Annotated in this window: 22 protein-coding genes; 3 read left to right on the forward strand and 19 right to left on the reverse strand. The window is 73.8% G+C overall.

The annotated features are described in order from the left end of the window. Positions 1–9: 9 nt before the first annotated feature. The 4 genes from J2X64_RS18795 to infC form a co-directional block, all read right to left on the reverse strand. Complete coding sequence (locus tag J2X64_RS18795; RefSeq protein WP_310157817.1) at positions 10–822, reverse strand: RNA methyltransferase; 813 nt, start codon at positions 820–822, stop codon at positions 10–12. 32 nt (positions 823–854) lie between these two features. Further along, entirely contained in the window at positions 855–1,232 is a 378-nt protein-coding gene (rplT, locus tag J2X64_RS18800; protein ID WP_310157819.1) for a 50S ribosomal protein L20, read from the reverse strand. An 83-nt stretch (positions 1,233–1,315) separates the two neighbouring features. Next, complete coding sequence (gene rpmI / locus J2X64_RS18805) at positions 1,316–1,510, reverse strand: 50S ribosomal protein L35 (protein WP_310157820.1); 195 nt, start codon at positions 1,508–1,510, stop codon at positions 1,316–1,318. Between the two features lie 64 nt (positions 1,511–1,574). Then, the gene (gene infC / locus J2X64_RS18810; protein WP_310157955.1) at positions 1,575–2,258 is read right to left on the reverse strand and encodes a translation initiation factor IF-3; all 684 of its coding nucleotides are present in this window, start codon (positions 2,256–2,258) and stop codon (positions 1,575–1,577) included. Positions 2,259–2,551: 293 nt separating this feature from the next. Between infC and J2X64_RS18815 the strand changes: the two genes are divergently transcribed. Further along, positions 2,552–2,920, forward strand: coding sequence for a DUF1844 domain-containing protein (locus J2X64_RS18815; RefSeq protein ID WP_310157823.1), 369 nt, complete (start codon positions 2,552–2,554; stop codon positions 2,918–2,920). Between the two features lie 13 nt (positions 2,921–2,933). Here the strand turns inward: J2X64_RS18815 and J2X64_RS18820 are convergent, their stop codons facing one another. From J2X64_RS18820 to J2X64_RS18835, 4 genes are all read right to left on the reverse strand, one after another. After that, a complete protein-coding gene (locus tag J2X64_RS18820) occupies positions 2,934–5,579 on the reverse strand; it encodes an Ig-like domain-containing protein (RefSeq protein ID WP_310157825.1) in 2,646 nt (881 codons plus the stop codon). A gap of 135 nt (positions 5,580–5,714) precedes the next feature. Further along, on the reverse strand, positions 5,715–6,335 hold the full coding sequence (locus tag J2X64_RS18825) for a carboxymuconolactone decarboxylase family protein (protein WP_310157827.1): 621 nt from the start codon (positions 6,333–6,335) through the stop codon (positions 5,715–5,717). Positions 6,336–6,459: 124 nt separating this feature from the next. Further along, positions 6,460–7,269, reverse strand: coding sequence for a GNAT family protein (locus tag J2X64_RS18830; RefSeq protein ID WP_310157829.1), 810 nt, complete (start codon positions 7,267–7,269; stop codon positions 6,460–6,462). Between the two features lie 10 nt (positions 7,270–7,279). Next, positions 7,280–8,500 carry an MFS transporter gene (locus J2X64_RS18835; RefSeq protein WP_310157831.1) on the reverse strand — a complete coding sequence of 407 codons (1,221 nt, stop codon included), beginning with the start codon at positions 8,498–8,500 and terminating at the stop codon, positions 7,280–7,282. Between the two features lie 254 nt (positions 8,501–8,754). On the opposite strand from J2X64_RS18835, the gene J2X64_RS18840 reads away from it, so the two are divergent. Further along, the gene (locus tag J2X64_RS18840) at positions 8,755–9,093 is read left to right on the forward strand and encodes a DUF952 domain-containing protein (RefSeq protein WP_310157833.1); all 339 of its coding nucleotides are present in this window, start codon (positions 8,755–8,757) and stop codon (positions 9,091–9,093) included. A 15-nt stretch (positions 9,094–9,108) separates the two neighbouring features. Here J2X64_RS18840 and J2X64_RS18845 read toward each other — a convergent pair whose 3' ends face one another. The 11 genes from J2X64_RS18845 to J2X64_RS18895 form a co-directional block, all read right to left on the reverse strand. Next, a complete protein-coding gene (locus J2X64_RS18845; protein WP_310157836.1) occupies positions 9,109–9,852 on the reverse strand; it encodes an SseB family protein in 744 nt (247 codons plus the stop codon). After that, positions 9,849–10,586 (reverse strand): bifunctional 1-(5-phosphoribosyl)-5-((5-phosphoribosylamino)methylideneamino)imidazole-4-carboxamide isomerase/phosphoribosylanthranilate isomerase PriA, encoded by a 738-nt coding sequence (gene priA / locus J2X64_RS18850; protein ID WP_310157838.1) that lies wholly within the window; start codon positions 10,584–10,586, stop codon positions 9,849–9,851. Before priA ends, J2X64_RS18845 begins: the two co-directional genes overlap by 4 nt. A gap of 119 nt (positions 10,587–10,705) precedes the next feature. Next, positions 10,706–11,344 carry an imidazole glycerol phosphate synthase subunit HisH gene (gene hisH, locus J2X64_RS18855; RefSeq protein WP_310157840.1) on the reverse strand — a complete coding sequence of 213 codons (639 nt, stop codon included), beginning with the start codon at positions 11,342–11,344 and terminating at the stop codon, positions 10,706–10,708. Beyond that, positions 11,344–11,967 (reverse strand): hypothetical protein, encoded by a 624-nt coding sequence (locus tag J2X64_RS18860; RefSeq protein WP_310157842.1) that lies wholly within the window; start codon positions 11,965–11,967, stop codon positions 11,344–11,346. Before J2X64_RS18860 ends, hisH begins: the two co-directional genes overlap by 1 nt. Continuing rightward, positions 11,964–12,578 carry an imidazoleglycerol-phosphate dehydratase HisB gene (gene hisB / locus J2X64_RS18865; protein ID WP_310157844.1) on the reverse strand — a complete coding sequence of 205 codons (615 nt, stop codon included), beginning with the start codon at positions 12,576–12,578 and terminating at the stop codon, positions 11,964–11,966. Before hisB ends, J2X64_RS18860 begins: the two co-directional genes overlap by 4 nt. After that, on the reverse strand, positions 12,575–13,711 hold the full coding sequence (locus tag J2X64_RS18870) for a histidinol-phosphate transaminase (RefSeq protein WP_310157845.1): 1,137 nt from the start codon (positions 13,709–13,711) through the stop codon (positions 12,575–12,577). The genes hisB and J2X64_RS18870 overlap by 4 nt, the downstream gene beginning before the upstream one ends. Further along, the gene (hisD, locus tag J2X64_RS18875) at positions 13,708–15,039 is read right to left on the reverse strand and encodes a histidinol dehydrogenase (protein ID WP_310157848.1); all 1,332 of its coding nucleotides are present in this window, start codon (positions 15,037–15,039) and stop codon (positions 13,708–13,710) included. The genes J2X64_RS18870 and hisD overlap by 4 nt, the downstream gene beginning before the upstream one ends. A gap of 44 nt (positions 15,040–15,083) precedes the next feature. After that, entirely contained in the window at positions 15,084–16,487 is a 1,404-nt protein-coding gene (locus tag J2X64_RS18880) for an MFS transporter (protein ID WP_310157849.1), read from the reverse strand. An 18-nt stretch (positions 16,488–16,505) separates the two neighbouring features. Continuing rightward, positions 16,506–19,535, reverse strand: coding sequence for a bifunctional [glutamine synthetase] adenylyltransferase/[glutamine synthetase]-adenylyl-L-tyrosine phosphorylase (locus J2X64_RS18885; protein WP_310157850.1), 3,030 nt, complete (start codon positions 19,533–19,535; stop codon positions 16,506–16,508). A 46-nt stretch (positions 19,536–19,581) separates the two neighbouring features. Continuing rightward, on the reverse strand, positions 19,582–20,919 hold the full coding sequence (gene glnA / locus J2X64_RS18890) for a type I glutamate--ammonia ligase (protein ID WP_310157852.1): 1,338 nt from the start codon (positions 20,917–20,919) through the stop codon (positions 19,582–19,584). Between the two features lie 53 nt (positions 20,920–20,972). Continuing rightward, entirely contained in the window at positions 20,973–22,523 is a 1,551-nt protein-coding gene (locus J2X64_RS18895; protein WP_310157854.1) for an NAD(P)/FAD-dependent oxidoreductase, read from the reverse strand. Between the two features lie 262 nt (positions 22,524–22,785). Between J2X64_RS18895 and J2X64_RS18900 the strand changes: the two genes are divergently transcribed. Continuing rightward, positions 22,786–25,182: an immune inhibitor A domain-containing protein gene (locus J2X64_RS18900; protein ID WP_310157856.1), complete on the forward strand. Its 2,397-nt coding sequence runs from the start codon at positions 22,786–22,788 to the stop codon at positions 25,180–25,182. The last annotated feature ends 84 nt before the right edge of the window (positions 25,183–25,266 follow it).

A 25,266-nucleotide genomic window follows, 5' to 3' on the forward strand; every position in this document is an offset into this window, starting at 1 on the left:
GCGGCGACCCTAGCCGTTCTGGGCGCTCGCCGAGGCGTAGAGGCACACGGTCGCGGCCATGGCGAGGTTGAGCGACTCGGCCCGGCCGTAGATGGGCACGCGGACCACCTCGTCGCACCGGGCCCGGGTCTCCTCCGGGAGCCCCCAGGCCTCGTTCCCCATGACCCACGCGTGCGGACCGAGCAGGTCGACGTCGCCGAGGACCCGGTCCCCCGCGCCGTCGGCCGCGAGCGTGCGTATGCCGGCGGCGCGCAGCCGCTCGACCGTGGGCTCGAAGGCGAGGCCGGTCACGACCGGCAGGTGGAACAGGGACCCGGCCGTGGACCGGACGACCTTGGGACCGAACACGTCAACGGACGCGTCGGTCACCAGCAACGCATCGGCGCCGACGGCGTCGGCCCCGCGGATGACGGTCCCCGCGTTGCCGGGGTCCCGGACGTGGGTGAGCAGGACCAGCAGCCGGGGACTGGTCGCGAGGACCTCATCGAGGCCCGCTGCCAGGACCCGGCACACCGCGGCCACCCCTTGGGGCGACCCGGTGTCGCACATGGCCGCGAGGACCTCGTCGTCGACCTCGTGCACGTGCAGCCCCGCCGCCAGTGCGGGCTCGAGGATGTCCGCGGCATACCGCTGCGCGGCAGCCGGAGTGGCGTAGACGTCGACCACGCAGTCGGGGCGGTGCTGCACCGCCTCGCGCACGGCCTGGGGGCCCTCGGCCAGGAACCGGCCGGCCCGCTCACGCACCGAGCGCCGGGACAGCGCCCGCACCGCCTTGACCCGGTCCGACCTGGGGTTGGTCAGGGGGGCGCTCAGCGGGGGCATGTCCCGGCGCTCGGTGTGCGCTGAGGCGGAGCTCAGGCGGTGGCGTCGGCGGTCGCCGGCACGTTGGCCCGGGCGATCTCGACGAGCGCGGCGAAGGCGGCCTCGTCGTTGACGGCCAGCTCGGCCAGCATGCGACGGTCGACCTCGATCTCCGCGGCCTTCAGGCCCTGGATGAAGCGGTTGTAGGTCATGCCGTTGGCGCGGGCGCCGGCGTTGATCCGCTGGATCCAGAGGCGACGGAAGTCGCCCTTCTTGGCCCGGCGGTCACGGTAGGCGTACCCGAGGGAGTGGGTGACCTGCTCCTTGGCCTTGCGGTACAGGCGCGAGCGCTGACCGCGGTAGCCGCTGGCCCGCTCGAGGACGACCCGGCGCTTCTTCTGGGCGTTGACCGCCCGCTTCACGCGTGCCACGTGAGTTCTCCTTGCTTGGTTCTAGACGATCCGAGGCTGCTGCTGTGCTGAGCCCGGTGCGCTGCTGTCAGGGGTGGACCGGCTCAGCGGCCGAGGAGCTTCTTGACCTTCTTGGCGTCCGGCTTGGACACCTCGACGTCGTTGGCGATCGAGCGCGTGTACTTCGAGGACTTGTGCTCGAGCAGGTGGCGGCCGTTGGTCTGCTCGCGCATGACCTTGCCCTTGCCGGTGATCCGGAAGCGCTTCTTGGCGCCAGAGTGCGTCTTGTTCTTCGGCATGGCTGCCGATCTCCTTCTGTCCGACGTGTTCGTCTGGTGGGTGGTGCTCGGGTGGTTCGGGGGCCTACTCGGCCGGGGCCTGCTCCGCTGCGGGAGCGTCGGCGACCGGTGCGTCCGCGACCGGCGCCTCGGCGGCGGGTGCGTCCGCGGCGGGTGCGTCCGCAGCCGGTGCGTCCGCAGCCGGTGCGTCCGCGGCCGGCGCCTTGCGCGCGCGGCGCTGCTCGGCCATCGCCTCGGACTTCTTCTTGGTCGGCGCGAGCACCATGATCATGTTGCGGCCGTCCTGCTTGGGGGCCGACTCCACGGTGCCGAGCTCGACGACGTCCTCGGCGAGGCGCTGCAGCAGCCGGAAGCCCAGCTCGGGGCGGGACTGCTCGCGGCCGCGGAACATGATCGTCACCTTGACCTTGTCGCCGCCCTTGAGGAACCGCTCGACGTGGCCCTTCTTGGTGCCGTAGTCGTGCGGGTCGATCTTCGGGCGGAGCTTGATCTCCTTGATGACCGTGTTGACCTGGTTCTTGCGGGCTTCCCGGGCCTTCATGGCGGCTTCGTACTTGAACTTGCCGAAGTCCATGAGCTTGGCGACGGGAGGCTTGGCCATCGGGGCCACCTCGACGAGGTCGAGGTCGGCCTCGGCGGCCAGCCGCAGCGCGTCCTCGACGCGCACGATGCCGACCTGTTCTCCGTTGGGACCAACCAACCGCACCTCCGGTACCCGGATGCGGTCGTTGATGCGAGGCTCGCTGATGGGTGTCTCCTTGTGCTGGGATCCAGGGTCGTGTCCGCGACAACGAGAAAGGCTTCCCGTCGCCGTTGCGCGGGAAGCCTCACCTGATCCGTCTCGGGGTCCACCAAGGGCCGGTATGCCGTGGAGCTCACGCCCCGCGGCACACGCCTCGGTGACCTCGGGAACCCGGCGACCTGGTGGTCGTCGCGGGTGGAAGCAGGTGCTGCTTCACTTGCACACCGTCCCCTTCGTGGAGGCCTCCGTCGGAGTCCCCCGGCGCTGGGCACGGCCGGTCGATCTGCAAGGCTACCAGCGTGAGCACGCAATCTCCCAATCCCGACGGCGTCGACCCCACCGAGCAGGCCACCCGCGACATCGCGGAGGTGCCGGCGGTCGAGGTCATCACCACCGCCGCCATCCACCTCATGTCGGCGGCCGCCGTCAAGTGCGGGCTCGCCGAGGGCCCGGACGCCGCCGAGCACCTCGACCTCGACGAGGCCCGCAGGCTGATCAACGCCCTCGCCGGCCTCATCACCGCCTCGGCACCCGACCTCGGCAGCCAGCACGCCGCTCCCCTGCGCGACGGGCTCAAGTCGCTCCAGCTGGCCTTCCGCGAGGCCTCGGTCATCCCCGACCCGCCAGGGCAGGGGCCGGGCGAGAAGCTCACCGGCTCGGTCGTCTGACCCGCCCGGCCGCTCAGCCCGCGGCGGCGCGCACCTCCACGGCGGCGTAGTTCCACTGGTCGCCGGTGGGGGCGCTGTCGGCGACGGTGACGAGGGACAGACCCGCCGCGGGCGCGCTCGGGGACTGCACCCAGAAGGTGTCCCCGACGCCGGTCACGACGTCCTGGCGCTGGAGGACCTGCCCGGAGACGGGGGTCCGCGCCACGGCGTTGTCCCAGTCGTTGCCCACCGCGAAGACCCACGAACCGCGCTGGACCCCCGGCAGGTAGATGGAGGGCGCGCCCGAGGGCGCACCCGCCGCCCCGGCCACCCCGGTACCGGCGGCACCCTTGAGGGCCAGCACCGTGAGGGCACCTGCGAAGCCGCCCCGTGACGGCGTGGCGGTCACCGACGCCGCGGAGAGCGTGCCGGTCGGGTGGGCGGTCCAGATCTCCGCGTCACCGGACTGGGTGTTGGCGCGCTTGACCAGGGTCCAGGCCAGCCCGGCACCGGAGACGGTGGCGCTCTGCTGGCCGGCGCCGGCAGGACCGTCGAGGCCGACGAACGCGACCAGGGTGTCACCCGCGGTCGAGGTGGTCAGCCCCGTCGCGGTCAGGGTGCCGGTGGCCTGCACGCTGCTGCGGCCGTCGACCGTCACGACCTGCGGGGGTGGCGCGGTGTTGTCCACCGTCACGGGGACCGGCGCCGACGTCGCCGTGTTGCCCGAGGTGTCGACCGCACGCGCGGTCACGGTGTGGCTGCCGGACGTGACTTTCGTGCTGTCCCAGCTCGCCATGAAGGGCGCGGCCGTGTCCGCCGGGCCCACCGCCACCCCGTCCACGAGGAAGGTCACCGACGCGACGGCGACGTTGTCGGCCGCGGTGGCCCCCAGGACCGTGGTGCCGCCGACGGTAGAGCCGGCGGCCGGGTCGGTGACGGACACCGTGGGCGGGGTCGTGTCGGCCGGCGGCGGGGTGGTGGTCGAGGCCAGCACCTCGACCCCGGCGAGGTTCCACTGGTGGGTGGTCGGGGCCGTGGTGCCGAGGGTGACGGCGGTCCCGCTCGCGGGCGTCGGCGCGCTGGTGGACTGTGACCAGAAGGTGTCGCCGAGGGAGGTGTCCACCCACTGGTGGCGCATCGTCTGGGTGGTGGCGAGCGTGCGCCCGACGGCCCCGTCCCAGTCGTTCCCGACGCCGAAGAGCCACGAGCCGGCGCGGGTCGTCGTCAGGGAGGCGGTCGCCGCGCCCGTCGTCGCGCTGCGGGCCACGCCGGTGCCGACACCGGCGGAGCCGTCGAAGGCCAGCAGGGTGAGGGACGCGTGGTACGAGCTGCCGGAGGGAGTGGCCGTCGCCGACACCGACGTCGAGGTCGTCGGGACGACTGCCTTCCACACCTCCGAGGTGCCGCCGGAGGTGTTCGCCCGGCGCACCAGGTACCACGTCAGGCCGCTGCCGCCCACCGTGGTCGTCTCGGGGTCACCGGACGGCCCGTCGGAGGCGACCAGGGCCAGCGCGAGGTTGCCTCCCCGCAGGCCCGTCACCGTCGCCGTCCGTGCCCCGGCACCGTCGCTGTATGCCGTGCCGGCGACGGCCAGCGGGAGACCGGACGGCGGGGGCGCCACGTTCGACACGTCCACCGCGGCCACGGCACTGGTGCCGACCCGGCCGAGGGCATCCGTGACCCGCGCGGCGACCCAGTGGGAGCCGTCGACCACCGACGCCGAGTTCCACGTGTAGGTCCAGCCCGTGCCGCCGGCGACGGCCGGGCCGACGACGGTGCCGTCGACGACGAACTCGACCTTCGCCGGCGTGGTGAGGGGTGTGGTCGCGCGGAGCACGACCGAGCCACGCACGGTGGCCCCCTCGGTCGGGGCGGCGAGGGACACCTGCGGCGGAGTCGTGTCCGGGTGGCGGACCTCCCCCGCCGTGACCGTCGAGCCCTTGATGGTGACCTTGACGTCGGTCTCGTTGTTGGCCTCGTTCGCCTCGGCGAAGTCGTTGTTCGGGTCGGTGACGGCCTTGAACCAGTAGGTGCCGTCGGGGACCCCGTCGATGGGGATGGCCTGGCCCGGGTCGCGGTAGTCGTACTCGTCCGCCCCGCCGACGGACAGGCCCCGCAGGCCGCTGGGGTCCGTGCAGCTGCTGCGGGTTCCGACGAACGTGCCGGAGTGCTCGACGGTGGAGCTGTAGATGTAGGAGTCGTCGATGCAGAAGCCCACCTTCGGGGACAGCGCCACGGCCGCACCGATGCCCCCGGTCGCGGACACGCGATAGAGGCCGAAGCTGGCGAGCGGGAAGTGGAAGTGGCCGTGTTCGGCGTGGTAGACGAAGACGTCCGGCACGCGGTACTGCGCCACCTGGCTCCAGGTGCCGGAGGCGTCGTGGGTGAAGACCTCCTGGGTCCCCCGGTACCCACCGGTCGACTGGACGTAGGTCGGCTGGACCTCGAGCGGTCCGGGACCGGCGTCGTAGACGAGGTGCGTGTACCTGAACTCCCTGCCGGTCGTCGTGGTGACGACGCTGAAGGCATCGGTGGGGATGACCGTCTGCAGGTCCGGGAGGTGGACGGTCCCGGCGGGAGCGGCAACGCCAGGTCCCGGCGTCAGGGTCACCAGTGCCGCAGCGGCGGCCGCGGCTGCCGTGGCGGCCACGAGGGGGCGGGGACGGGTCGGACGCGTCATGGTCTACCTCAGTCGACGGGCCTGGAGGCAACGGGCGGAGGACGGACGTCTCTCCCGGTGTGTCACGGTAAGTCAACGCATCCACCCGCAACTCCACCCGAAGGATGAGCTGCGACCTGCGAAGGTGGTGGCGGGTCAGGCGTCCGCGGCGGCTGCCCCCGACGGGGACGCGGCGACCGGCCGTCCGACCGTGAGGGCCGCCTGCATCGGCTGCGGCAGGGCGGCCAGCTGCTCGTCCGGCTCGGCCCCCAGCCCGTCGAGGACGGTGGCGAAGAAGCACCGCGCGGCGACGGCGGCCACCACGAGGAAGATCTCGCGGTCGTCCAGCCCGAGGTCCTGCAGCCGGCGCACCTCGGAGCGGTCCACGGTGGACGGGTCCTGCGCGACGTGCCGGGCGAGCTCCATCAGGGCCAGGTCGACCTCGCTGGCCGGCACCGGCTCGTCGGCCGCGCCGGCCAGCCCGGCGACCTCGTCCGGCGAGTGGAACAGGTCGGCGAGGAACTTGCCGTGCGCCAGTGAGCAGTAGCTCGACCCCCGGGCCTGCGCGGCGGCCAGCGTCACCAGCTCGAACCGGCGCCGGTCCAGGTTGCCGCGGACCGAGCCGACGAGCTGGCGCCAGGCGGCCATCACCGCCGGCTCGTGGCTGAACAGCTCCGCGTAGTTGGGCAGGTACCCCCACGAGGCGCGCTCGTCGGCATACATGGCGGCCACCTGCGGGTCCGACTCCCCCGCCGCCGCTGGTTCGATGAAGGACATCGCGGTCCACCTCCGCCGGCCAGCATGCCCGCTGCGCCGCCACCGTCGGCTCGGCCCTTCGACGGAGCCCGCACCTGCGCCGGTGCTCCGGCCCGCTCGTCCTGCCGGTCCCGGTCGGACGGGTTCAGCGGTCCTGGGGCGCCCGCAGCGGCTCCTGGCCCAGCGCCGTCGCCATGTCGAGCCGCGTGCGCTGCCTGCCATCGGCGTCGAAGTTGCCGGGGTCGAGCCACCGGTCGAGCTCGGCCCGGACCGCCGGCCACTCCTCGACGGTGATCGAGTACCAGTCGCTGTCGCGGTTGCGGCCGCGGTAGACGACGGCGTTGCGGAACGTGCCCTCGTAGGAGAAGCCGAGGCGGCCGGCGGCCCGGCGGGAGGGCTCGTTGGCCGAGTCGCACTTCCACTCGTACCGGCGGTACCCGAGGTCGTCGAAGGCGTGCCGCATCATGAGGTACATCGCCTCGGTGGCGGCGGTGGTGCGCTGCAGGGCGTCGGACAGGACGATGCCGCCGACCTCGACCGAGCCGTTCGGCGGGTCGATCCGCAGGTAGCTGGCGATGCCGAGGGAGGTCCCGTCCGGGTCGAGCACCGCGAGCGGGACCGAGGTCGGCGAGGCGTCGAGCGAGGCCACCCACGCCGCCATGGCCGACGCGTCCGCCAGCGGCCCCTGCGGGTAGTACGCCCAGGTCGAGGGGTGGCTCTCCACGTCCAGGGCCCGGTGCAGGCCCTCGGCGTGCGCGGCGGCCGGCTCGAGGCGGCAGGTGCGGCCGACGAGCGTCACGGGCGCCACCGGCGGCCGCGGGACCCAGCCGGGGACCGGCCGCCCGACCGGCTGGCCGTACTCGTTGGTGTGGCCGGAGCCTGAGGCCGGGTCGCGGGTGGTCGCCGCGGCATCCCCGTCGGGACGGGGACCAGCGGTGTCGGGTCGGGTCGGCACGGGCGGGAGGCTATCGCCCGGCCGGGACCTCGTGCGGGACGACCGCGCGGGCCCGGCGCTCCCGCGCCCGCGCGGAGGTGCCGATGCCGCCGACGACCGCGACGACGGCCCCCACCACCGCCACGGCGACGAAGCCGCTGGACCACCCGCGGTGGTCGATCGCGAACCCCGCCACCGGTGCGCCGAGCGCCATGCCGGCCGTCATGAACGAGCCGTGCCACCCCATCGCCTCGCCCCGGGCGGCCGACGGCACGACGCGGCTGACCTGGTCGACGGTGGCGGTGATCGTCGGCGCGCAGAAGAGGCCGGCGACGAAGCCGAGCACCCCCAGCGACACCGGGCCCCCGCCGAAGGCCATGGGGGCGGTGACGAGGGCGAGGGCGCCCAGCAGCCAGAAGGCGGACACCGACCGGTGCAGCCCGCCGTAGACGAGGCCGCCGAGCAGCGAGCCGAACCCCCACAGCGCGAGGACCCACCCGATCGAGGACTGGGCGTCGAAGTCGCGCAGGGCGGCGACGATCCCGATGTCGGTGCCGCCGAGGACGAACGTCGTGGCGGCGGCGCCGAGGCACACGACGACGAAGGCGGGCCGGAACCACTGCCCCCGCGTCACGGGTGCCGCCACCGCCTCGTCGTCGTCGCCCTCCTCGGGCGCCTCGCGCAGCACGGGGTCGGCGAACCACAGCAGCACGCCCGCGGCCACGCCGAGCATCTCGATGGCGAACAGGACCCAGTCGGTGGACCACACCGTGGCGGCCCACACCCCGGCCGCCGGACCGATCATGAACGACAGCTCCACGGCAACGGAGTCGAGCGAGATCGCCGTGCGGCGGTCGACCTCGGGCACGGCGGCGATGATCGCCTGGCGGATGATCGAGAACGACGGGATGACGAACAGGCCGGCCAGGGCCGCCAGCGCCATGAGCAGCCAGTAGCCCACGAAGGGCGCGACCGACCAGCACACGGCGGCGACGACGATCGACGGGACGACCACGCGCCGCAGCCCGTGCCGGTCGAGCAGGCGGCCCCGCCACGGACCGCTGATGGCGATCGCCACCGTGGCCGCCGCCGACACCAGCCCGGCCGCGCCGTAGGACCGGTGCAGGTGGCTCACGACGTGCAGCGTGATGACCACGCCACCGGCGAAGATCGGCATGCGCACCAGGAACCCGAGGACCAGCGCCCGGCGCAGGGCGGGGACGACGAGGACACGGCGGTAGCGGGTGAGCACGGCACCACTGTCCCAGCGGCCACCGACGCTGGTCGACCCGATATCGGCGAGCCCGGACGGACGTCGGCGGGCCCGACCGGTATCGACCGGTTCGTGCGGATGCGCCCCGGCGCCCGCGGGGAGAGGGTGGGAGGGCTGCTCGCGCCCACGCCGGGACGAGAGAACGCACCCCACCCACACACGCAGGCGGGCAGCTAGCCCGAGCCGGTGTGCCGCGTGCCCCGGTGCCGGGGCACGCGGCATACGCTCGCCCGGTGACGATCTACCACCTCGCCGAGCCGGAGCACTGGGAGCGGGCCCGGGAGACGGGCAGCTACACGCAGTCCACCCGGGGCCGGACCTTCGAGGACGAGGGGTTCGTCCACTGCTCGTCTGCGGCGCAGTGGCCGGTGGTGCGGCGGTCGTTCTATGCCGACGTGGCGACACCGTTGCTGCTGCTCGAGGTCGACGAGTCGTTGCTGCCGGAGCCCCCGGTGGTCGAGGTCGGCAACCCGGAGACCGGGGAGACGTTCCCGCACCTGTACCGGCCGCTGCCGGTGTCGGCCGTCGTGGGCCTCACCGAGCTGCTGCCGCCCCACGACGCGCGGGACTGACGCCCCGGCCGGGTGTCAGCGGATCGAGAACGCGAGCCCGTCGATCCGGGCGCGGACCTCGCCGTCGGTGGCCAGGCGCTCCCCCACAGCCGTCGCCACCGCCTGCACCTGCTCCGCCGTGAGGCCCGGGCTCAGCTCGAGCACGACGCGCAGGACGCCCTGGCCGGGCTCCCCCGCCGACAGCTCGTGGTCCAGCACGTCGGGCTGCTCGCGGACCGCCGCCGCGACCGCGCGGGCGACGACGTCGTCCTCGTGGGCGGGCACCCAGTCGCGCTGCTGGGCGAGCGCCCACACCATCGAGGGTCGCAGCGCCACGGTGGTGGGGCCGGCCACGTCGACGACCATGACGTCGCAGCGCTCGGACACGGCGGCCTGCGCCGCGCGTGCCGCCGTGACCGGGACGGGCCGCGCGGCGGGGTCCCACGATGCCAGCGAGGCCATCGACGTGAAGACCGGCAGGGCACGGGTGCCGTCCGGGGCCACGAGCGTGACCGCGGCCATGTCGGTCTGCTTCTCCACGGCCAGGGCTCCGGTCTCGTCGACCTCGGCGGGCTCGGCCACCACCGGCACCAGCAGCCGCGCCGCGGCGACGGCGGACACCAGGGCGGGCTCGTCGCCCGGGTCCCGGAGGGCCTGCTCCAGGGCCGCGTCGGCGGCACCGGTGTCGCCGTCGAAGCCCGTCCCGGTCAGCTCGCGGCCGCCGAACGGGACGCCGGCCGAGTCGGAGGGACCGCCGGTCGGGTGCGCCGGGCCGGTCACGGGCGGCCCGCCACGTCGAGGGCGTCGGGCAGGGTGAACGCGCCCCGGTAGAGCGCGGACCCGACGATCGCGCCCTCGACCCCGAGCGGGACGAGCTCGCGGATCGCGGCGATGTCCTCGAGCGTGGAGACGCCACCGGAGGCCACGACCGGGCGCTCGGTGCGGGCGCAGACGTCGCGGAGCAGCTCGAGGTTGGGACCCTTGAGCATCCCGTCCTTGTTGACGTCGGTGACGACGTAGCGCGCGCAGCCCTCGGAGTCGAGCCGGGCCAGCGTCTCCCACAGGTCGCCGCCGTCCTTGGTCCAGCCCCGAGCCGCGAGGGTCGTGCCCCGCACGTCGAGGCCCACCGCGACGCGGTCACCGTGCTCGGCGATCGCGGCAGCCGTCCACTCGGGGTCCTCCAGCGCCGCGGTGCCGAGGTTGACCCGCCGGCAGCCGCTCGCCAGGGCCGCCTCGAGCGACGCGGCGTCGCGGATGCCGCCGCTCATCTCCACCTTGATGTCGAGCCGGCCCACGATGTCGGCGAGCAGCTCGCGGTTCGAGCCCCGGCCGAACGCGGCGTCCAGGTCGACGAGGTGCAGCCACTCCGCCCCCTGCTCCTGCCAGGCGAGGGCCGCCTCCCAGGGGTCGCCGAACTCGCCCCCGCTGCCGGCAACGCCCTGCACGAGCTGGACGGCGCGACCGCCCTGCACGTCGACGGCGGGCAGCAGCTCGAGACGGGGGTTCTGGGTCATGGGGAAGCTCTCTCCTCGGGTACGGCGTCGGGTACGGCGTCGGGGTCGGGACGGGTGGGGGTGTCAGGGTCGCGGCGGGCGTCCGTGCGGGGTGCCGGAGCCGTGGCCGCCGTGGGGCGTCACAACGAGCGCACCCAGTTCTCCAGCAGGGCCAGGCCGGCGTCACCGGACTTCTCGGGGTGGAACTGCGTCGCCGACAGGGGACCGTTCTCCACCGCGGCGACGAAGCGGCCACCGTGCTCGGCCCACGTCACCGTGGGCGTCATGACGGCCATGGGCCCGTGCGGGTCGGGCAGGACCCAGTCCTGCACGGCGTAGGAGTGGACGAAGTAGAACCGCTCGCGCTCGATCCCGGCGAACAGCCGCGACCCGGCCCCGGGCTCGACCGTCGACCAGCCCATGTGCGGGACGACGTCGGCCTTGAGCCGCTCGACCCGCCCGGGCCACTCGCCCATGCCGTCCGCGACCGAGCCGCCGGGTTCGTCGGACCCCTCGAAGAGGACCTGCATGCCCACGCACACCCCGAGGACGGGGCGCCCACCGGCGAGCCGGCTCTCGATGACCCGGGGGCCGTCGGCTGCGCGCAGCCCCGCCATGCAGGCGTGGAAGTTGCCCACCCCTGGCACGAACAGGCCGTCGGCCTCCTGGGCGAGGGCACGGTCCCCCGTCAGCTCCACCTGCGCGCCGACGTGCTCCAGCGCGCGGACGGCGGAGCGGACGTTGCCGCTGCCGTAGTCGAACACGACCACCCGTGTCATCAGCTGTCCTCCAGTTCCCTGTGGTGGCGGGCGATCTCGGCCATGCGGCGCTCGAACCGGGCGACGGCCTGGGCCGTGGGCGCGACGACCTGCCCGCGCAGGCCCACGTGCGGCCCGATGAGGTCCGCACCGGGCAGGCCGAGCACCGTCAACAGGTCGGTGAGCAGGCGCTGGGCGTCGCCCGAGCGGTCCCGCACGACGGCGGCGACCTCCCGGGCCGCGGCCGGGTGCCCGGCGGCTGCCGCCAGCTCCCGTGGCCCGGCCTGCTGGAGCTCGCGGGTCCGCACCGGACCCCGGCCCGGCTCCCAGAGGAGCCAGCGTGGCGAGTCCCGCAGCCCCCGCGCACGGACGACCACCGCGGCCCGGTGGTCGGCGACGACGAAGCCCAGGGCGGGCCGCAGCCGTCGGGGCAGCGGACGGCCGACGAGGACCGACGCGGCACCGTCGTAGGGCGCCTGCACCCGGGACGCGGGCTCGACCGGGACGACGGCCGTCCACGACGCGAGCGGGACGAGCTGGCACGCCACGAGTCCCCCGCGCACCCACCTCGTCACGGCGGGCGGCTCGGCCCGCACCAGGAGCAGCCCGCGCATCTCCTGCGCCGGCTGCCACCGCTCGTTCACGTGGAGAGGCTGCCCTTCGCGCTGGGGACGCCGACCACCCGCGGGTCGCGGGCCACCGCGGCCCGCAGCGCCCGCGCCACGGCCTTGAACTGCGCCTCGACGATGTGGTGCGGGTCGCGGCCGGAGAGCACCCGCACGTGCAGGGCGATCCCGGCTCGTCCGGCGAAGGACTCCCAGACGTGGCGCGTCATCGAGCCGGTGAAGTGGCCGCCGATGAGGGCGTACTGCTGTCCCTCGGGCTCGCCGGTGTGCACGACGTAGGGCCGCCCCGCCACGTCGACGACGGCCTGGCACAGCGCCTCGTCGAGCGGGACGGTGGCGTCGCCGAAGCGCGCGATCCCGCTCTTGTCGCCGAGCGCCTCCCGCAGCGCGTCGCCGAGGACGATCGCGACGTCCTCCACGGTGTGGTGCACGTCGACGTCGACGTCACCCGTCGCCTTGACCCGCAGGTCGAGGAGCGAGTGCTTGGCCAGCGAGGCCAGCATGTGGTCGTAGAAGCGGACGCCGGTGTCGACGTCCGCCTGGCCGGTGCCGTCGAGGTTCAGCTCGAGCTCGACGCTGGACTCCGAGGTCGTCCTGCTCAGTGCCGCCGTGCGGTCCCCTGCGGTCACCGCGTGCTCCCGTCGTCCGTCCCGAAACCGTCCTGACCGGCGACCTGCGCCATGGCGGCGAGGAACGCGTCGGTCTCGGCCGGGGTCCCGGCCGTGACACGAAGATAGTGCGGGATGCCCACGTCCCGGACCAGCACACCCCGGTCGAGCAGCGCCTGCCACGTCGCCCGGGCGTCGGCGAGGCCGCCGAAGAGCACGAAGTTCGCGTCGCTCGGCACCGGCTCGAGCCCCAGCGCGGCCAGCCCGTCGACCATCCGGTCGCGCTCGTGCTTGATCGCCTCGACCGTCGCCAGCATGGTGTCGGCGTGGTGCAGGGCCGCCAGCGCGACGGCCTGCGTGGGCGAGGACAGGTGGTACGGCAGCCGCACCAGGCGCAGCGCGTCGACGAAGGCGGGGTCCGCCGCGAGGTAGCCCAGCCGGCCGCCGGCGAACGCGAAGGCCTTGCTCATGGTGCGGGTCACGACCAGGCGCGGCCGGCCCTCGAGCAACCCCAGGGCGCTCGGCGTCCCCGGCCGGGCGAACTCGGCATACGCCTCGTCCACCACGACCACCGCACGCTCCGCCGCGTCGTACACGCGCTCGACCACGTCGAGCCCCAGCGCCGTGCCGGTGGGGTTGTTGGGCGAGCAGAGGAAGACGAGGTGCGGGTCGTGTGCGCGCACCTGCTCCACGGCGGACTCGGCGGTGAGGTCGAACGCCTGGGTGCTCCCCTGCCCGCGCAGGCCGTCGACCCACGTCGTGCCGACGGACCGGCTGATGATCGGGTGCATGGAGTACGCCGGGGTGAAGCCGAGTGCCGTGCGCCCGGGTCCGCCGAACGCCAGGACGACGTGCTGGAGCACCTCGTTCGAGCCGTTGCCGGCCCACACCTGGGCCGGGTCCACCGCGGTGCCGGTGGTGCGGGTCAGGTATGCCGCGAGCTCGGTGCGCAGCGCGGTGAACTCCCGGTCGGGGTACCGGTTGAGGTCGGGCGCCACCGCGGCGACGGCGGAGGTGATCTCGGCGACCACCTCCGGCGGCACCGGGTAGGAGCTCTCGTTGGTGTTGAGCCGGACCGGGACCTCGAGCTGGGGCGCGCCGTAGGGCGTGCTGCCGCGCAGGTCCTCGCGCAGCAGCTCCTGCAGCCCGGTCACGACCGGTCGCCGAACCGGGCCGAGACCGCCTCGCCGTGGGCGGGCAGGTCCTCGGCCTGGGCGAGCACCACGACCCGGTCCGCCACCTCGCGCAGGGCCTCCTCGTCGTAGGAGATCACCTGGACGGAGCGCAGGAACGAGGTCACCGACAGGCCGCTGCTGTGGCAGGCACAGCCACCGGTCGGCAGGACGTGGTTGGACCCGGCGAGGTAGTCGCCGAGGCTCACGGGCGAGAAGGGACCCACGAAGACGGCACCCGCGTTGCGGATCCGGCGGCTGGCCGCCTCCGCGTCGGCGACCTGCAGCTCGAGGTGCTCGGCGCCGTAGGCGTTGACGACGGCGAGACCGGCGTCGAGGTCGTCGACGAGCACGACGCCGGACTGCTGGCCGGACAGCGCCTCGGTGACGCGGCCGGAGTGCTTGGTGGCAGCCGCGCGACGCGCGACCTCGGCGGTGACGGCCTCGGCCAGCGCGGCGCTCGGGGTCACGAGGACGGAGGCCGCCTGCGGGTCGTGCTCGGCCTGCGACACGAGGTCGGAGGCGACGTGCACGGGGTCGGCGGTGTCGTCGGCGAGGACGGCGATCTCGGTGGGGCCGGCCTCGGAGTCGATGCCGATGACGCCCTTGAGGTAGCGCTTGGCCGCCGCGACGTAGATGTTGCCCGGGCCGGTGACGAGGCTGACCGGCTCGCAGGAGTCCTCGCCGTCGGTGAAGCCGAACGCGAAGGCGGCCACCGCCTGGGCGCCGCCCACGGCATACACCTCCTCGACGCCGAGCAGCGCGCACGCGGCGAGCACGGTCGGGTGGGGGTAGCCCTCGAAGATGCCGGTGTTCTCGCGCTGCGGCGGGCTCGCCACCGCCAGCGAGCCGACGCCGGCGACCTGGGCCGGCACGACGTTCATGACGACGCTGGACGGGTACACCGCCCGGCCGCCGGGCACGTACAGGCCGACGCGGTCCACCGGGAGCCAGCGGTTCTCGACGCGGCCGCCGGCGACGACGTCGACCGTCGTCTCGGTGGGGCGCTGGCGCTCGTGCACCTGGCGGGTGCGGCGGACCGCCTCCTCCAGCGCCTCGCGCACCTGCGGGTCGAGCTGCTCGAGGGCAGCCGCGAGCACCTCCGCGGGCACGCGCAGGCGGGGCGGCCGGACACCGTCGAACCGCTGGCCGAGGTCGTAGAGGGCCTCGGCACCGCGATGGCGCACGTCCTCGCACAGCGGCCGCACCGTCTCGACGGCGGCCGCCACGTCGAAGTCCGCCCGCGGCAGGAGGTCCCGCAGCTCGCGGGCTCCCAGCGCGCGTCCGCGCAGGTCGATCGTGGCCATCATGGTCACGATTCTACGGAGCCCCCGGAGTGGCCCCTGCGGCGGTCTCAGCCCCCGGGAACCGTGCCCTTGCGCTGGTCGGACGCGGCACGTGCCGCGGGCCCCTCCTCGGAGTCGCCCAGGACGATGCGGGCCGGGGGCGCGGTCGTGGGCGGAGTGGTGGTGTCGACCACCTCGTGCGCGGCCTCGTGGTCGTCCGGGCCGGCGAAGGTGTCGTGGATCCGGCCGGCGACCTCCTCGCGCGGCCAGCGCGCCGCGAGCAGCACCAGCGCGCCGAACGTCACGACGGCGCACACCCCGACCGACGCCGCGGGCGAGGTCTTCTCCGACACCCACCCGGCGGCCAGGAAGCACAGGCCGGTGACCCCGACCGACAGCGCACCGGCGAGGCCGAAGACGCGCCCGCGCATGGCCGTGGGGACGAGGAGCGTGAAGGCGGCCTGCAGCGGAAGCATGTAGGACTGGAGGGCGCCGCAGACGAACCACGCCACCCAGACCACGCCGAGGTGCGGCTCGAAGACGGTCACGAGCAGGGGCAGCGGCATGAGCAGGGCGAGACGCATGATGAGGCCGGACTGCCGCTCCGCGGGGAGCCGGCCGATGAGCAGCAGCCCCGCCACGGCGCCGACGATGGGCGCGGCCATGAGCAGGCCGCCCCAGGCCGAGGAGCCGGTGTGGGTGCTGGCGTAGGGCAGCGCGACGGCCTCGGGCGCCGCGATGCCGAGCCCGCTGACGAGCGAGAGGGCCAGCAGGCGGGTCAGGACGCGGTTGCCGCGGATCTGCCGCCAGCCGGCGACGAGGTCCCGGACGAAGGAGGTGTCGTCGCGGGCCACCCCCGAGGCCCGGGGGCGGATGCCGGCGAGGACGGCGGCCCCGACGACGAAGGTGACCAGGTCGAGCATCAGCGCCTTGGTGTCGCCGAGCACCCCCACGACCGCGCCACCGACGGCGAGGCCGATCGCCTGGTTGACCTGGGTGGCGAGGGTGTTGAGCCCGAAGGCGCGGGCGTAGAGGCGGCGGTCGGGAAAGACGTCGGTCAGGAGCATCTGCCCCGCGGTGGCGGCCGGGCCACCGACGAACTCGAGCGCGAAGACGAGCACGAGCACGAGGGCGACGGAACGGGTCGTGGTGACCGTGAGGATGAGCAGGCCGACGATGACGGCGCGCAGGAGGTGGGCGCCGATGAGGGTCAGCCTCGGGGGGAACCGGTCGCAGAACGGCCCGAGGAGGCCCCGCCCGAGGATCGTGGGCACCAGGGAGACGGCGAAGGTGGCCGCGGTCGCGAGCGCCGAGCCGGTCCAGCCGAAGACGACGGCCGCGATCGTGATCCGCGCGATGTAGTCGCCCCAGGTGGACAGGGTGGAGGCGACGAAGATCGGCAGGAACGACGGAGCCCGGAGCACCTCGGCGTACGAGGGCACCACGACAGCGCCATCCCTGCCCCTGACCATGCGCTCGACCGTACCTCGCTACCGGGTCCCGTAAAAGTCGAGCTCGGTGACCGTCCGGGCGTGCCGCGCGACCCTGCGGTAGGTCTGGGCGAGCTCGGCTCCGGAGCCGGGCTCGAGGCCCAGGATCCGACCCACGCCGTCGGCGACGCGCAGGTCGGACGGCACGCTGTCGACCGGCTTGCCGCGGTACAGCACGGCCGCGTTGCGAAGCCGCGAGGCGAGCGTCCAGGCTTCGCGCAGCGCGGCCACGTGGTCCGCCGGCAGCAGCTCCGCCTCCTCCACCGCCGCGAGCGCCGGGAGCGTGCTCGTGGTCCGCAGGCCGGGCAGCTCGTGGGCGTGCTTCATCTGCAGCAGCTGGACGGTCCACTCGACGTCGCTGAGCCCGCCCCGGCCGAGCTTGAAGTGGGCCTTGGGGTCGGCGCCCCGCGGCAGCCGCTCGGCCTCCATCCGGGCCTTGAGCGTGCGGATCTCGCGGACCTGGGACTCGCTCAGCCCCTCGCTCGGCCAGCGCAGCGGGTCGACGAGCCGCACGAACTCCTCCCCCAGCTCGGCGTCCCCGGCGATGGGGTCGGCCCGCAGCAGCGCCTGGGACTCCCACGTCAGCGACCACCGCTCGTAGTAGGCGCGGTAGCTGGCGAGGCTGCGCACGAGCGGCCCGTTCTTGCCCTCCGGTCGCAGGTCGGCGTCGAGACCGAGCTGGGGGTCCGGCCCGGCCGAGCCGAGCAGGCGGCGCAGCTCCTGCACCACCTCCAGGGCCTGGTCCTGGGCCACGCCCTCGTCGGCGCCCGGGAGCGGGTCGTGGACGAAGAGGACGTCGGCGTCCGAGCCGTACGCCACCTCCCGTCCGCCGAGGCGTCCCATGCCGACGACGAGGATGCGGGTCACGAGGTCGCCGTGCCGCTGCTCGACGACGCGCCGGGCCACGGCGAGGGCCGCCTCGACGAGCGCGGCCGTGAGGTCGGTCAGCGCCACGCCCACCTCCTGCAGGTCGAGCTCGCCCCGCAGGTCGGCGGCCGCCACGCGGAACAGCTCCTGCCGGCGCAGGCCGCGCGCGGTGCGGACCGCCTTGTCCGGGTCGTCCTGGCGCCCCGCGGCGGCGGTCATCCGGCGGACGAGGTCCTCACGCGGCAACGGCCGCAGCCCGCCGGCCTCGCCGAGCATGGCCACCGCCTCGGGCGCCCCGACGAGGAGGTCCGCGGCATACCGGCTCCGCGCGAGGATGTGCGCGAGGCGCTCGGCGGACGAGCCCTCGTCGCGCAGCAGCCGCAGGTACCAGTGGGTGGAGCCGAGCTCCTCGCTCACCTTGCGGAACGCGAGCAGCCCCCCGTCGGGGTCGGCCTCGTCGGCGAACCACCCGAGCATGACCGGCAGCAGCGTGCGCTGGATCGCGGCGCGGCGGCTCACGCCCGACGTCAGCGCCTCGAGGTGCCGGATCGCCCCGGCCGGGTCGCGGAAGCCGAGGGCGGAGAGCCGGTCGCGCGCGGCCTCGGGACCCAGCCGCGCGTCGCTGCTGCTGAGCCGGGCCACGGCGGCGAGCAGCGGCCGGTAGAACAGGCGCTCGTGGATGCGCCGGACCTCGCGCGCCTGCTTCTGCCACTGGTCCACGACCGCCTTGGCGGCGTCGGACCGGTGGCCGAGGGCCCGGCCGAGGCGGCGCAGGTCGGCGTCGCCGGTGGGCATGAGGTGGGTCCGGCGCAGGCGGTAGAGCTGGATCCGGTGCTCCAGCGTGCGCAGCAGCCGGTAGCTGGAGTCGAGCACCGCGGCGTCGTCACGGCCGACGTAGCCGCCGCGGGCGAGGGCGTCGAGGGCCTCGAGGGTGGTCCCCGAGCGCAACGCCTCGTCGGTGCGCCCGTGGACGAGCTGGAGCAGCTGCACGCTGAACTCGACGTCGCGCAGCCCGCCGGGCCCGAGCTTGAGCTGGCGGTCGGCCTCGGCCGCGGGCACGTGCTGCTCCACCCGGCGGCGCATCGCCTGGACGTCCTCGATGAAGTTCTCGCGGGAGGCGGCCTGCCACACCATCGGGCGCAGGGCGCCGAGGTAGGCCTCCCCGAGGTCGCGGTCCCCGGCGACGACCCTCGCCTTGAGCAGCGCCTGGAACTCCCAGGTCTTGGCCCAGCGCTCGTAGTAGGCGCGGTGCGACTCCACCGTCCGCACCAGCGGCCCGTTCTTGCCCTCCGGGCGCAGCGCCGCGTCCACCGGCCAGAGCGTGCCCTGCCCGGTCGAGGTGGAGCAGGCCCGCATGAGCTGGGTCGCGAGCGCCGTGCCGGCGGCCATGGCCACGGCCTCCTCGACGCCGTCGCGGGGCTCGGCGACGAAGATGACGTCCACGTCGCTGACGTAGTTGAGCTCGCGGCCGCCCGTCTTGCCCATGCCGATGACGGCGAAGTCGCAGGCGTCTGCCTGCTCCCCCACCTGCTCGCGCGCGATGACGAGCGCCCCCTCGAGCGCGGCCTGCGCCAGGTCGGCGAGCGCCGCCGCCGTGCGGGGCAGCTCCTCGACGGCGTCCGGTGCGGTGAGGTCCAGGGCTGCGATGCCGAGCAGGTTGCGCCGGTAGGCGATGCGCAGCGCGTCGTATGCCGTGTCCTCGCCGCGGTCGCGGACGGCCGCCACGACGTCGTGCACGCGGTCGTCGACCTCGACCGGTGCGGCGTGCGCGACGCTGCGCCAGTGCTCGGGGTGGGCGACGAGGTGGTCGGCGAGCGCGGTCGAGGCGCCGAGGACGGCCAGCATCCGGTCCCGGGCGGGCCCCGGGTGGCGCATCGCTGCCAGCAGGCCACGGACCTCGGCCCCGGGCCCGTCCTCCTCGTCGCGGCGGCGTGGCTCGCTGGCGCGCAGGGACTCCATGAGCCGCACGAGCGACAGCAGGGCGAGGTCGGGGTCGGCGACCGCCCCCAGGGCGTCGGGCAGCCCGTCGCGGAAGACGTCGTCGAGCGGGTCGACGAGGCCGGCGAGCGCGGGGTCGGCGAGCAGCTGCCCGGCCCGCTGGGCGTCGGCGAACCCGAGCCTGGCCAGCGTGCCGGCCTGCGACGACGACCGACCGGTGCTCACCCGACCACCCTAGTGAGGGCTCCCCTCGTCAGCGGGGTGCGTCCGCTCACAGGCCGGGGAGGTACCGCTCCAGCTCGAAGCGGGTGATCTCGCCGCGGTAGTCGTCCCACTCCGCCCGCTTGTTCCGCAGGAAGAAGTCGAAGACGTGTTCGCCCAGCGTCTCGGCGACGAGGTCGCTGCGCTCCATGACCCGGATCGCCTCGTGGAGGGAGGTGGGCAGCGCCTCGATGCCCATCGCCTGGCGCTCCGCCGACGTCAGGCCCCACACGTCGTCCTCGGTCTCGGGCGGCAGCGGGTAGTCCTCCTCGATGCCCTTGAGGCCTGCGGCGAGCATGAGCGCGAACGCCAGGTAGGGGTTGCAGGCGGCGTCGAGCGTGCGCACCTCGACCCGGCTGCTCTGCCCCTTGGTGGGCTTGTACATCGGCACCCGCACCATGGCCGAGCGGTTGTTGTGGCCCCACGTGAGGTGGGCCGGGGCCTCTCCGCCGCCCCAGAGCCGCTTGTAGGAGTTGACCCACTGGTTGGTCACCGCGGTGATCTCGGCACCGTGCCGCAGCAGCCCGGCGATGAACTGCCGCCCCACCTTGGACAGCTGGTACGGCGCTCCCGGCTCGTGGAAGGCGTTGCTGTCGCCGTCGAACAGCGACATGTGGGTGTGCATGCCGGACCCCGGGTGCTGGGCGAACGGCTTGGGCATGAAGGAGGCGAAGATGCCCTGCTCGAGCGCGACCTCCTTGATGACCGTGCGGAAGGTCATGATGTTGTCGGCGGTCGAGAGCGCGTCCGCGTAGCGCAGGTCGATCTCGTTCTGGCCCGGGCCGCCCTCGTGGTGGCTGAACTCCACCGAGATGCCCATCGACTCGAGCATGGTGATGGCCGCGCGGCGGAAGTCGTGGCCGGTGCCGTGGGGCACGTGGTCGAAGTACCCGGCCTGGTCGACCGGCTCGGGGACCTCGCCCGGCGCGAAGCCCTGCTTGAGCAGGTAGAACTCGATCTCCGGGTGCGTGTAGAAGGTGAAGCCGAGGTCGGCCGCCTTGCCCAGGGCCCGCTGCAGGACGTGGCGCGGGTCGGCGAAGCTCGGGGCGCCGTCGGGCAGCGTGATGTCGCAGAACATGCGGGCGGTGCCGGGGTTGTCACCGCGCCACGGCAGCACCTGGAACGTCGAGGGGTCCGGCTTGGCCAGCATGTCGGCCTCGTAGACCCGGGCGAAGCCCTCGATCGCCGAGCCGTCGAAGCCGATCCCCTCGGAGAACGCCCCTTCGAGCTCGGCCGGCGCCACCGCCACCGACTTCAGCGTGCCGAGCACGTCGGTGAACCACAGCCGCACGAAGCGGATGTCGCGCTCCTCGATGGTGCGGAGGACGAACTCCTGCTGACGATCCATGTGACGAATCCTGCCCTAGTCGTGTTTCGCCGGGGTTACCTGCCGCGGGCCGCTCAGCCCTCGAGCACCGACCGTGCCGCGTTGTGCCCGGGTATGCCGCTCACGCCGCCCCCGCGTCGCGCGCCGGCACCCGCGAGGCGCACCTTCTCGTGCCGCGTCTCGACACCCCACGTACCGACCTCCTCGGGCCGCTCGGCCCAGGGCCACTGCAGCGACCGGTGGAAGATGTTGCCGCCGGGCAGCCCGAGGTCGGCCTCGAGCTCGACCGGGGTGCGCGCCTCGAGGCAGTAGGCGCCGTCGCCGTCGCGCAGCAGCACGTCCTGGATCGGCTCGGCGAGCACCGAGTTCAGCGACTCGAGGGTGCGGGCCAGGGCGAGGTCCTTGACCTGGTCGTGCTGCTCCTGCGAGCCCCGGAACAGCCGCGCGGGCAGGTGCAGCCCGAAGAGCGTGAGGGTCTGGGCGTCCGACCCGGCGAGCCCCGGCCCGAGGATCGAGCGGTCCGACAGGCTGTGGCAGTAGATCTCGCACGGCGGGACCTGCGGCACGCGCCCGTCGGCGGCCGCGGCATACGCCTCCTGCAGCTGGGCGTAGCCCTCGTTGACGTGGAACGTCCCCGCGAAGGCGGCGCGCGGGTCCACGGCCTCGTCGCGCAGCCGCGGCAGGCGCGAGAGCAGCATGTTGACCTTGAGCTGGGCCCCCTCGGGCTGCGCCTCGGTCTCGACCGGGTCGGCGCCGGCGGCGGCGAGGAGCTCGTTGAGGACGGCCGGCGCGCAGGCGGCGTGGACGGTCGAGGCCCGCGCCGAGCCGCCGTCCCAGTCGACGGTGCCGTCCGGGTCCACGGCGAGCACCCTCGTGCCCGTGCGGATCTCGGCGCCCGCGGCGGTGGCCGCGCGGGCCAGCCCCTCGGTGACCGCACCCATGCCGCCCACGGGGACGTCCCAGTCGCCCGTGCCGCCGCCGATGAGGTGGTAGAGGAAGCAGACGTTCTGGCGCAGGTCGTCGCCGCGCAGGTCGGCGAAGGTTCCGATGAGGGCGTCGGTGGCGACGACCCCGCGCACCGTGTCGTCGGCGAAGCGCTCCTCGAGCACCTCGCCGAGGGGGCGGCGCACGAGGGCCGCCCAGAGCTCGTCGTCGCCCACGAGGGCAGCGAGGTCCTCCTCCGTGCGCAACGGCTCCAGGACCGTCGGGAAGACCTTCCCCGCCACGGCCTGCACGCGTCCGTAGAAGTCCTGCCACGCGGCGTGCTCGCCCTGCCCGCCGGTCAGCGCCGCGAAGCCCGCGGCGGTCGCCGCCTCGTCGGCGTTGTCGACCAGCAGCCCGCGCGCCGGGTCGGCGGGGACGGGCGTGAAGGAGGAGAAGCGGCGCCGGATGAGCCGCAGGTCCAGGTCGAGGTCGCCGACGACCTGCCGGGGCAGGAGCGAGACGAGGTAGGAGTACCGCGAGAGCCGGGCGTCGACCCCGGCGAAGGCCTGCGCGGAGACGGCCGCGCCGCCGACGTGGTCGGCGGCCTCGAGGACGAGGACGCGCCGCCCGGCACGGGCGAGGTATGCCGCGGCCGTGAGCCCGTTGTGCCCGGCACCGATGACGACGTCGTCGTAGTCCACGGCCGGAAGCCTACGGGTGGCCGGGAGGACGGCGCGGGCGGCTCCCCGGGACCCATGACCGATGTCATGGGACGGTCTCGGCTCCCCGTCCGCGCTGCGGGACGAGGCGGCCGGAGGTCACGAGTGCATAACGAAACGGTTGTCGGGTGATCACAAGCGGTGGCTGCGGGGCGTTCACTGTCCCCGTCCCGGTCAGCCGCACCTGATCGACGGGGCCGACCGAGTCACCAGGAGGAGTTCCAGCGACACAAGGACGGTCCACGTGACACAAGCAGTCCGCGCACGACGGCGGCGGGTCTACAGCCTGCTCGCCGCAAGCTCGCTGGTGGTGGGGGCGTTCCTCACCACCGGCCCGGCCAGCGCCGTCCCACCGACGGACACGGCCGCGGGGAAGGGCAAGGGCGGGTCGGACAACCGGCCCCACCCCCTGCCCATCGCGCAGAAGAAGGCGGCCCAGAAGGAAGCCGCCCTCCAGCGACGCCTCGAGGGCGACAAGGCCATGCAGGGCAAGGTCGCCAAGGTCGGCAAGGGTCAGTACGTCAAGCTCGACAACGAGGGCACCGACAAGATCTTCGTCGTGCTCGCGGAGTTCGGGGACCAGCAGTACCCCGACCCGCGATTCCAGGGGCCGCCGCCGGACGGCAGCGCCACCGACGTCACGGGCCCGCGCCGCAACGAGATCCCGGCCCCCGACCGCTCCGTCGACAACTCGACGCTGTGGCAGCCGGACTACGACCGGGCGCACTACCAGGACATGTACTTCAACCGGATGCGGAAGTATTACGAGGCGCAGTCCTCGGGCCGGTACTCCGTCGACGGCGCGGTCACCGAGTGGGTGAGGGTCCCCTTCAACGAGGCGCTGTACGGCCGCGACTACTGCGGTGACATCGTCTGCAACACGAGCAAGGCCCTGATCCGCGACGCGCTCGCCGTGTGGACGAAGAACCAGCTCGACAGCGGCATGACGATGGCGCAGGTGCAGGCGTACCTGCGCACGTTCGACCAGCAGGACCGGTACGACGTGGACGGGGACGGCAACTTCGCCGAGCCCGACGGCTTCATCGACCACTTCCAGATCGTCCACGCGGGCGGCGACCAGGCCGCCGGCGACCCGAACCAGGGCTCGGACGCCATCTGGAGCCACCGGTCGTACGCCAACCTCCAGGGTGGCGGCCCCGGCGGCCTTCCCGGCGTGAACATCGGCTCCAACACCGGGCTCGTGTCCAGCGCGCAGGTGCCGAACAACCCCACGGGCGTCTGGGTCGGCGACTACACGGTCCAGCCGGAGAACGGCGGGCTCGGCGTCTTCGCGCACGAGTTCGGCCACGACCTCGGCCTGCCGGACCTCTACGACACCTCGGGCAACACCGGTGGCGCCGAGAACAACACGGCGTTCTGGACCCTGATGTCGTCCGGCGCGAACATCGGCGACGGCGGTCCCGACGGCATCGGTGACGCACCGACCGACATGGGCGTGTGGGAGAAGTTCCAGCTCGGGTGGCTCTCGCCGCAGGGAGACAACGGACCCTTCTACGAGGTGGCCAGGGCCGGCCAGAAGTCGACGCACAAGCTCGGCCCGAACACGCCGGCCACGAAGTCGCCGCAGGCGGTGTTCGTCGTCCTGCCGGACAAGAACGTCCCGCTCGAGCTGGGCGCACCGGCGGAGGGCTCGACCTTCTTCTGGTCGACGGCCGGCAACGACCTCAACACCTACATGACCGCCCCGGTCGCCGGTACAGCGGTGACGGCCAAGGTCCGGTACCAGATCGAGCAGGACTGGGACTACGCCTTCCTCGAGGCGTCGCCCGACGGCACCACGTGGACGAAGGTCCCGACGAACCGGTCCGACACCGGCCCGCACACCGGCCACAACCAGAGCGGGTTCAACGACTCCGGCACCGGCATCACGGGCTCGACGGCGGGCAGCTGGGTGGACCTGACCGCCACCCTGCCGGCGGGCACCACCCGGATGCGGTTCCACTACGAGACGGACGCGGCCGCGGTCGAGCCCGGCTTCCAGGTGGACGCCGTCGCGGTCGGTGGCACGGCGGTCGCGGACTCCGCGTGGACGCTGGACGGTTTCGTCTCGACCACGGGGTCGGAGGACCAGTTCTTCTTCAACGCCTACGTGCTGGAGAACCGTCAGTACGACGGGTACGACGCCTCGCTCAGGACGGCGTACAACTTCGGCTTCCTCAACACCCGTCCCGACTGGGTCGAGTCCTACCCGTACCAGGACGGCCTGCTCGTGTCGTACTGGGACGACTCGTTCAGCGACAACAACGTCGGTGACCACCCGGGCGGCGGGCTCGTCCTGCCCGTCGACGCCCACCCGCAGTTCAGCCACTGGCCGGACGGCACGCTGATGCGCAACCGGATCCTGTCCTACGACTCGACCTTCGGTGTCGAGCCCACGGACCCGATCACGCTGCACAACAACGGCGTCGCGGGCAGCATCGCCTCCAAGCCGGCGGTGAGCGTCTTCGACGACACGAAGTCGTGGTGGAGCAACTGCGACGAGCACGCCTGCACCGGCGCCCACGCGGGCCGGTACGAGCCGGGCTGGTACGGCGTCGACGTCCCCAGGACGGGCACGACCGTCACGGTCAACGGCAAGGCCAACGGCGGTCACCTCAACATCACGGTGGCCCCCAGGTAACAGGTCCGACAAGCACCACGGAGGGCCCCGCCGGCAGCAGCCGGCGGGGCCCTTCCGTGGGCGGGACACGCAGGAGCCCCGCGA

It is taken from the genome of Phycicoccus sp. 3266, from assembly GCF_031456495.1.
Classification (GTDB): domain Bacteria; phylum Actinomycetota; class Actinomycetes; order Actinomycetales; family Dermatophilaceae; genus Pedococcus.